The 3,088-nt window shown below is 46.5% G+C and carries 3 protein-coding genes; all 3 read left to right on the top strand.

All coding sequences use genetic code 11. The features are described from left to right. Positions 1-1,566, top strand: a 1,566-nt coding sequence (locus B9A13_RS14200) for a PBECR3 domain-containing polyvalent protein (protein ID WP_200809737.1), incomplete at its 5' end; no start/stop codon positions are given. Between the two features lie 16 nt (positions 1,567-1,582). Next, the gene (locus B9A13_RS13790; RefSeq protein ID WP_084235733.1) at positions 1,583-1,792 is read left to right on the top strand and encodes a hypothetical protein; all 210 of its coding nucleotides are present in this window, start codon (positions 1,583-1,585) and stop codon (positions 1,790-1,792) included. Between the two features lie 743 nt (positions 1,793-2,535). Further along, entirely contained in the window at positions 2,536-2,967 is a 432-nt protein-coding gene (locus tag B9A13_RS13785) for an IS110 family transposase (RefSeq protein ID WP_242942879.1), read from the top strand. Positions 2,968-3,088: the final 121 nt, after the last annotated feature.

The following is a 3,088-nucleotide window of genomic DNA, read 5'->3' as shown; positions in this document are numbered from 1 at the left end:
GTATATTTACAGTTGAACACGTCCATTTTAAAGGACAACGAGGTAAAAGCCTTCACCCCCCAGGCCCTCTACGCCTATGTCCTCGGCGCCATCACCGCCGGAGCCTTCAACGCCGTGTCCGCGGCCGCGGAGGCGGGCGAGTTTGCATACAAAAGCAGTGCGGCGTATGAAAATACAACCGGTACATTAGAAAAAAGTAATGCAGATACGGAGATAAGCGATAGTACAAAATTCAGGGCCGATTATTCCGCCGAACAGGCTGTGGCCATTTGGCGGGAAGGAAAAACTTTTCGTAATGTAATAGCAAACCTGGATACTACGGTATCAGATTTCTTTGTGCGATGGAAAAATGGAAGAAAGAGTCATACAGGCGAGAAGCTGGAGAAGTTGTACCTTGGTAAAACAACCTCTGAGGCAGCAAAACAAATCAGCGAAATAGTGGGATATGAAATAGGAGAAAGAGATTACATAATTACAAACGATGATATCAAACACATATATGACCAGCATGGGAATTCAGAAAAGGAGCTTAGTAAAGGCAATCTTCCATTGACAAAAAGAGTTGTTGATATGCTGCCGGAAATATTGGCTTCTCCGGATGCCGTGTACGCCGGACATTTGGAAAATGAATCCAGCGGACGTATAGGCATAATTTTTGAAAAGATGCTGGATGATGGACGAATCGTTTATGTACAGTTTGATAATGCGGGAAGAGGTACACTGCAAGGAAGGACTCTTTATATAAAAGCAGCAGGAACCTCTATCCCAACGGTGAATGCCTCAAAAGGGGCCAGCACCTTTACGTCCGAAACGATTGGGTCTGAAGTTCCTGCACATAACAGTATAGCGCAAAATACAGGAAATGTAAATAGCGGGAAGGCGAGGACGTTTGACAATACATCGCCCGCGGAATCGGATTCCAGAGCCGACCTGGACCGCTTCATCGCGGAATGGACGGAGGAGATCGACCGTCAGCGGCAGGAACAGAGGGAACAGGAAATTCTGGACCTCTATAATCAGTATGTCCCGCTGAACGAGGAAACCCTTGCTTCACAGAAAAACAAGGGATATACTGGAAATGAGGATACTACTGAGGGCGCGGGGAACAAGGCCGGTATACCAAAAGTACAAGTTGACGAAATCCTTAAAACGCCTAAATACTCCCGACCTGATCCAGCAACATATTTAAAAGAAGAGTACATTACTAGTCATACGACTCAATTTAAGGACGGCGTAACCAAGATCAGTTACCAAGCACCTTCAGGTTACGCCGGGCCTCCTGGCGGAACATTTGTAATGCCAACATCGGTAGCTGATGATTTAATTGCTAGAGCTGGTGGGGACGTTTCAGAACTTGAGCGGCTATTAGGCCTTGATCCTGGTGAATTAGGAACTAATCCTGTACGGATTGACATTGCTAATCCCTCTGGTTTACGAATGCCAAGCGGTAATGAAAAGGGAGCCAACTTTAAATGGATTCCTGGCGGTTATACCAGCGGTGGAATTCCAGAGGTAATTATTGATTCACCGGGTCCCGGACAATACATTGTAAGGCCAATCAAATAATTTGAGGTGACAAACTATGGAGACTAAAATTTTTGATGATTATGGAATAGAAATCTTGAAGCGTTCAGGGAAATACTTTTTGCGTACTGATTCTGGTGAAATGGCAAGTAGACCAATTGAAACTGAAATATCTATGGAAGATGCATCACTTGCCCAAAAAGGTCCCCAGTCTGCATATGATGTTATCATTAAATACGATAAAATGGGTTCATTTAAGAATGTCTGAAATGCATAGGGGTTGTTCACAACACCTATGAAACCCCTTATTTCATGCAGTATTCCGCGATTCACAACTCCTAATCCGACCCCAGCGCACAAAATCCGACCCCGCCTTGAGATCGCCTTTCAGCCCGCAGTGCGGGCTGATGTGCGTTGCGCCGGGGCCGCTTAGCGACCCCGGCGCTTTAACCTGCATGGTTTTCGACCCCATGGTTCACAGCTGATCTAGAGAAAAATCGGGCCATATTCAAAGCTGTTTTTCTGAGTGCGAAGTGTGCGGCACAAAAAGCCTTACAACCGCTGCGGCTGCCGGGATGGAAACCTTACCTGTCCTGCCGCCAAAGCGCGACACAAGGCCACACAGCGGGCCACGCTGGCGAACGCGTCCGGCAGGCTTGAACCGCAATGAAAATACTGTAATATTCTTGTAACACAGCACTAATTGACAAACTTTGACAACCGGCGTATAATTTGCGGCAGGAGGGGGGTACGGGGGGTAAAGCCTTAGTCCTCTCCTTCTCTTTTTTCTGAATTGTGACAGTTCGGAGACATCCCAAAAAACGACTTGTAAACAGCTTTTGGCAGAGTTAACATCACACACCATAGTAACCTGCTTGAAGCGTAAAGTCCGTTGGTGGATAGGCTGTCGCGCCCTTGAACACGGTTTTGCCGTGAATTCTGGCATCTGAGGTTGCCGGTACCGGGGTCTTGATGTGAAAGGCAGGAAAAAGAGAGGCGTGATGCTACTGCATGTATGCAGCGCAGAAAAGAGAAAGCTATCTCTATGTCGGCATGGATTTGCATAAGAAAACCCATACCGCTGTCCTGGTCAATTGCTGGAACGAAAAACTCGATACCCTTGTGATTGAAAACAAACCCGCAGAATTTGAAAAGCTTGTGAAGCGGGTGAATAGAAAAGCACTAACTTTGGGCCTGACGCCTGTTTACGGTCTTGAAAACGCATACGGCCACGGACGGAGTCTGGCGGCCTATCTCCTCGAAAAAGGCTGCATTGTGAAGGACGTCAATCCAGCTCTGGCGTATGATCGCCGCAGAAGCGCGCCGACCATGAAGAAAAACGACGAGTACGACGCCTATTGCGTGGCGATGGTGCTGATAGATAAATTACATATCTTGCCGGACGTAAAACCAGCAGACAACAAGACTTTGGGCTTTTTATGACACAAATGGCAATTTTATTACAGCATTTAAGTTAAGTCTAGAGCAACTAAAATATTTAATTGAAACGGGGGTGGTAAAGTAATGAAGCTTGTGACAACAATGATGACAACTAAAGAGATAC

The organism is Papillibacter cinnamivorans DSM 12816, assembly GCF_900176335.1.
GTDB lineage: Bacteria > Bacillota > Clostridia > Oscillospirales > Oscillospiraceae > Papillibacter > Papillibacter cinnamivorans.
This window is presented reverse-complemented; position numbering and strand designations above follow the sequence as displayed.

Bases quoted from the DNA above. Each gene is read 5' to 3' on its own strand.
- B9A13_RS13785 (WP_242942879.1), top strand. From the start codon at position 2,536: ATGTATGCAGCGCAGAAAAGAGAAAGCTATCTCTATGTCGGCATGGAT.
- B9A13_RS13790 (WP_084235733.1), top strand. From the start codon at position 1,583: ATGGAGACTAAAATTTTTGATGATTATGGAATAGAAATCTTGAAGCGT.